This is a genomic window from Deinococcus pimensis DSM 21231 (genome assembly GCF_000519345.1).
In the GTDB taxonomy this organism is placed as follows: domain Bacteria; phylum Deinococcota; class Deinococci; order Deinococcales; family Deinococcaceae; genus Deinococcus_A; species Deinococcus_A pimensis.
Map to the genome: position 1 here is coordinate 25,276 of NZ_KI912664.1, position 4,745 is coordinate 30,020.

Annotated in this window: 4 protein-coding genes; 3 read left to right on the top strand and 1 reads right to left on the bottom strand. The window is 73.2% G+C overall.

Translation table 11 applies throughout. The features are described 5' to 3' along the window. The 3 genes from DEIPI_RS0117725 to paaK all read left to right on the top strand — a co-directional run. Positions 1–1,513: 3-hydroxyacyl-CoA dehydrogenase (locus tag DEIPI_RS0117725; RefSeq protein WP_027482644.1), on the top strand; the 1,513-nt coding region annotated here is incomplete at its 5' end. A 117-nt stretch (positions 1,514–1,630) separates the two neighbouring features. Then, complete coding sequence (locus DEIPI_RS0117730) at positions 1,631–2,833, top strand: thiolase family protein (protein WP_027482645.1); 1,203 nt, start codon at positions 1,631–1,633, stop codon at positions 2,831–2,833. Positions 2,834–2,878: 45 nt separating this feature from the next. Beyond that, positions 2,879–4,159 (top strand): phenylacetate--CoA ligase PaaK, encoded by a 1,281-nt coding sequence (paaK, locus tag DEIPI_RS0117735; protein WP_027482646.1) that lies wholly within the window; start codon positions 2,879–2,881, stop codon positions 4,157–4,159. A gap of 6 nt (positions 4,160–4,165) precedes the next feature. Here the strand turns inward: paaK and DEIPI_RS32335 are convergent. Next, positions 4,166–4,745, bottom strand: a 580-nt coding sequence (locus tag DEIPI_RS32335) for a hypothetical protein (protein ID WP_045234638.1), incomplete at its 5' end; no start/stop codon positions are given.

A 4,745-nucleotide genomic window follows, 5' to 3' on the forward strand; every position in this document is an offset into this window, starting at 1 on the left:
CGTCGGGGCGGGCACCATGGGCGCCGGCATCGCCGAGCTCGCGCTCACGCGCGGGCACCGCGTCGCCCTGTACGACGTGTCCCCCGAGAGCCTCGCGCGCGCCCAGGCGGGCATCGTCCGCAACCTCGAGAAGCTCCACGCGCGCGGACGCCTCCCCGGCGAGCCCGTCGACTACCTGATGCACCTCATCGGCGTCACCACCCTGGAGGGCCTCGGCGGCGCCGACGTCGTCATCGAGGCCGCGCCGGAGAACCTCGCGCTCAAGCGCGCCCTGTTCGCGGACCTCGAACGGATCTGCGCGCACGCGGTCCTCGCGACGAACACCAGCACCCTCCTCGTGAGCGCCGTCGCCGCCGGGCTGCGCGACCCCGCGCGCGTCGTGGGAATGCACTTCTTCAACCCCGCGCAGGTCCTGCCGCTCGTGGAGGTCATCCGCGGCGAGGACACCTCCGAGGAGGCGGTGCGCGTCGTCACGGACCTCGCGCGCGCCCTCGGCAAGACGCCCGTGTTGTGCCAGGACACGCCGGGCTTCGTCGTGAACCGCGTCGCGCGGCCCTTCTACGGCGAGGGCCTGCGCCTCGCGGGCGAACGCGTCCTCGACTACGCGGGCGTGGACCGCGTGCTGCGCGGCGCGGGCTTCCGCATGGGGCCCTTCGAGCTGATGGACCTCATCGGCCTCGACGTCAACCTCGCGTCCACGCGGAGCGTCTACGAGGCGTCCTTCCAGGACCCGCGCTACCGCCCGCACCCCATCCAGGAACGCCTCGTGACCGCCGGACGGCTCGGCCGCAAGACGGGGCGCGGTTTCTACGACCACGCCGGGCCGCGCGAGGAGACGCCCGAGCCCGCCGCGCCCGAACGGCCCCACGTGACCGTGCATGTCTTCGGCAGCGGAACGCTGCGCGCGGTCCTCGACGAGAAGCTCGCCGCCTACCCGCGCGCCGCCCTCGCCGACGCCGACTGGATCGTCGACTGCTCCGAACGCCTCACCGAGAAGGAACGCCTGTGCGAGCTCCGCCCGCGCGCGAAGGTCCTGTCGCTCACCTACGGCGGGAGCGCCACCGTCGTCGCGTCGTGCAGCCCGCACCCCGACCGCGTCGTGGGCTTCTCGCTCGTCGCGCCCGTCACGGACGCCACCGTCGTGGAGGTCTCGCCCGCCCTGCAGACCCGCGCGGGCCTCGCGGAGGAGGCCGTCACGCTGCTGCGCGCCGTGGGCCTGCGCGTCGCCGTGACGGGGGAGACGCCCGGCGGCGTCGCCGCGCGCACCGTCGCGATGCTCGCGAACGAGGCCGTCAGCGCCCTCGCGGACGGCACCGCCGACCGGGACACCATCGACACCGCCATGCGGCTCGGCACGAACTACCCGCGCGGACCGCTGGAGTGGGCCGAGCAGATCGGCCTGCGCGGCGTGCTCAGCGTCCTGGAGGGCCTGCACGCCGAGACGGGCGACGACCGCTACCGCCCGCACCCGCTGCTGCGCCGCCTCGTGCTCGCGGGCCGCGACCGGTTCTGAGGAGCCGTCAGCCGTCAGCCGTCAGTCAAGCAGTTTTCCCGCCTCTCGTTCCATCTCGCGCAGTCAGGCCACACTGACAGCTGATCGCTGACAGCTGACTGCTTCCAAGGAGCCCCCATGCCCGAAGCCGTCATCCTGTCCGCCGTCCGCACGCCCGTCGGGAAGTACGGCGGCGCCCTCAGCGCCGTCCGCCCCGACGACCTCGCCGCGCTCGTGCTGCGCGAGGCCATCACCCGCGCGGGCGTCCCCGACGACGTCATCGAGGACGTCTACTTGGGGTGCGCCAACCAGGCGGGCGAGGACAACCGCAACGTCGCCCGCATGAGCGCCCTGCTCGCCGGGCTGCCCGTCACGGTGCCCGGCGCGACCGTCAACCGCCTGTGCGGCAGCGGCCTCGACGCGGTCAACATGGCCGCCAAGAGCGTCCTCGCGGGCGAGGGTCACGTGTACGTCGCCGGGGGCGTGGAGAGCATGAGCCGCGCGCCCCTCGCGATGCCCAAGCCCGACCGGGCCTTCCCGACGGGCAACGGCACCATCTACGACACCACCCTGGGGTGGCGTTTCGTGAACGCCCGCATGAAGGACCTCTACGGCACGGAGGCGATGGGGGAGACCGCCGAGAACCTCGCGGCGGAGTACGGCGTCACCCGCGAGGAGCAGGACGCCTTCGCGCTGAACTCGCACCGCAAGGCCGTCGCGGCGTGGGACGCGGGCCACTTCGACCGCGAGGTCGTGAGCGTCACCGTGCCCGGAAAGAAGGGGGACGTGACCGTCACCCGCGACGAGGGTCCGCGTGCCGACACCGACCTCGCCGCCCTCGCGAAGCTCAGGCCCGCCTTCCGGCAGGGCGGCAGCGTCACGGCGGGCAACAGCAGCAGCCTCAACGACGGCGCGTCCGCCGTCGTGATCGCGAGCCGCGAGTACGCTGAGGCACACGGCCTCACGCCGCGCGCCGTGATCCGCACCTTCGCCGTGGCGGGCGTGCCGCCGCGCGTGATGGGCATCGGGCCGGTCCCCGCGAGCCGCAAGGCGCTGGAACGCGCCGGGCTCTCGGTGAGCGACCTGAGCGTCGTGGAGCTCAACGAGGCCTTCGCCGCGCAGGCCCTCGCGGTGCTGCGCGACCTCGGCGTCGACCCCACCGACACGCGTCTCAACCCGAACGGCGGCGGCATCGCCCTCGGGCACCCGCTCGGCAGCAGCGGCTCGCGGCTCGTCACGACGCTCCTGCACGAACTCGAACGCACGGGCGGTCGGTTCGGCCTCGCGACGATGTGCATCGGCGTGGGGCAGGGCATCGCCACGGTCATCGAACGCGTCTGAGCGCCCCGCGCCCGCAGTCCCTCGCCCGACCCAGGGAGGTCAAGGATGTTCAACCCGCAGGCCGAAGCCATGCCCCTCGCGGAACTCCGCGCGCTCCAGCTCGACCGGCTGCGCGCCACCGCCTCGCGCCTTCACGAGCGCGTGCCCGCCTACCGCGCGAAGTTCGCGGAGGTCGGCGTCACCCCGGACGACCTGCGCACCCTGGACGACCTCGCCCGCTTCCCCTTCACCCGCAAGGTGGACCTGCGCGACCACTACCCCTTCGGGCTCGTGAGCGTCCCGCGTGAGGAGATCCGGCGGGTGCACGCGTCGAGCGGCACGACCGGCAAGCCCACCGTCGTCGCGTACGACGAGAACGACCTGGGCGTGTTCTCCGAGGTGGTGGCGCGCTCCCTGCACGCGGCGGGCGCGCGGCCCGGCATGGTCTTCCACAACGCGTACGGCTACGGCCTCTTCACGGGCGGGCTCGGCCTGCACGGCGGCGCGGAGCGGCTCGGGCTCGCCACGATTCCCGTGTCGGGCGGCGGGACGGAGCGGCAGGTCACCATCATCCGCGACCTGCAGCCCGAGGTGATCGCCTGCACGCCCAGCTACGCCCTCGTCCTCGCGGAGGCGCTCGCCCGGCAGGGCGTCGGGCCCGGCGACACGAACCTGAAGTACGCCGTGCTGGGCGCCGAACCCTGGTCCGAGCGGATGCGCGCCGAGGTGGAGGCCCGCCTGGGCGTGAAGGCCACGAACATCTACGGCCTCTCGGAGATCATCGGGCCCGGCGTCAGCAACGAGGACGTCACGGAGCAGCGCGGCAGCTACCTCTGGGAGGACCACTTCTACCCCGAGATCGTCGATCCCGACACGGGCCTGGGCGTGCCCGACGGGGAGTACGGCGTGCTGGTCCTCACCAGCATGAGCCGCACCGCCATGCCGGTCCTGCGCTACTGGACGGGCGACATCACCCGCCTGCTGCCCGGGCCGAGCACGACGGGCCGCACGAGTCGGCGCATGGACATGATCCGGGGGCGCAGCGACGACCTCATCATCCTGCGCGGCGTGAACGTCTACCCCAGCCAGCTGGAGGCCGTCCTGGTGGACCTCGGGGAGGTCAGCCCGCACTACCACGTCGTCCTCACCCGGACGGGCGTGATGGACGAGCTGACCCTGCGCGTCGAGAGCGAGCAGCGTGAGGCCGCGCTGCGCGACGAGATCGTCCGCCTCGTGAAGAACAGCGTCGGCGTGACCATCACCTGCGAGCTCTGCGAGCCCGGCAGTCTGCCGCGCAGCGAGGGCGGCAAGCTGCGCCGCGTCACGGACCTGCGGGAGGCCCGCTGACGTCCCCTACCGCCAGCGTTTCTGGGTGCGCCAGAACGCCACGTCGCCCGTGTCGTAGCTCGTGGCGGTCCCGCGGTACGCGCGCGGCACTCCCACGGCGCCCAGCCGGTCGTCGCCGTCGCGGAGGGTGAACTTCACGTTCGCCTTCGCGCCGCGCAGGGGCACCCCGACGTCCACCGTCACGGCCGCGCCGCCGTCGCGTTCGTACCACAGGTAGGCCAGGAAGGCCTGCTTCAGCCAGTGCGACGTGCGGCGATCCACGGCGTACCCGACGCGCGTGTCGTTCACGCCGGGAAAGTCGCCGTCGTAGAAGAGGACGTTCCGGGGCGCGCGGATCTGCAGGGCCACCTCCGGGTCCCCCCGGAACCACGGCTCGTGCGTGTCGTACAGGATCACCTTCGTGACCGTCTCGTAGGGCACGCCGCGCTTCGAGATCGCCTGCGGCGTCCCGGTGGGTTTCGGCACGCCGTCCTCGCCGGGCGTGAACAGGGGCAGCGGACGGCCCGCGTCGTCCGCGCGTTCGCTGCGGCCCACCACGAGGACGGGCCGCGCGGGTGGGACGGCCGCGTCCAGGGTGAACGTGTGC

Bases quoted from the DNA above. Each gene is read 5' to 3' on its own strand.
- paaK (WP_027482646.1), top strand. From the start codon at position 2,879: ATGTTCAACCCGCAGGCCGAAGCCATGCCCCTCGCGGAACTCCGCGCG.
- DEIPI_RS0117730 (WP_027482645.1), top strand. From the start codon at position 1,631: ATGCCCGAAGCCGTCATCCTGTCCGCCGTCCGCACGCCCGTCGGGAAG.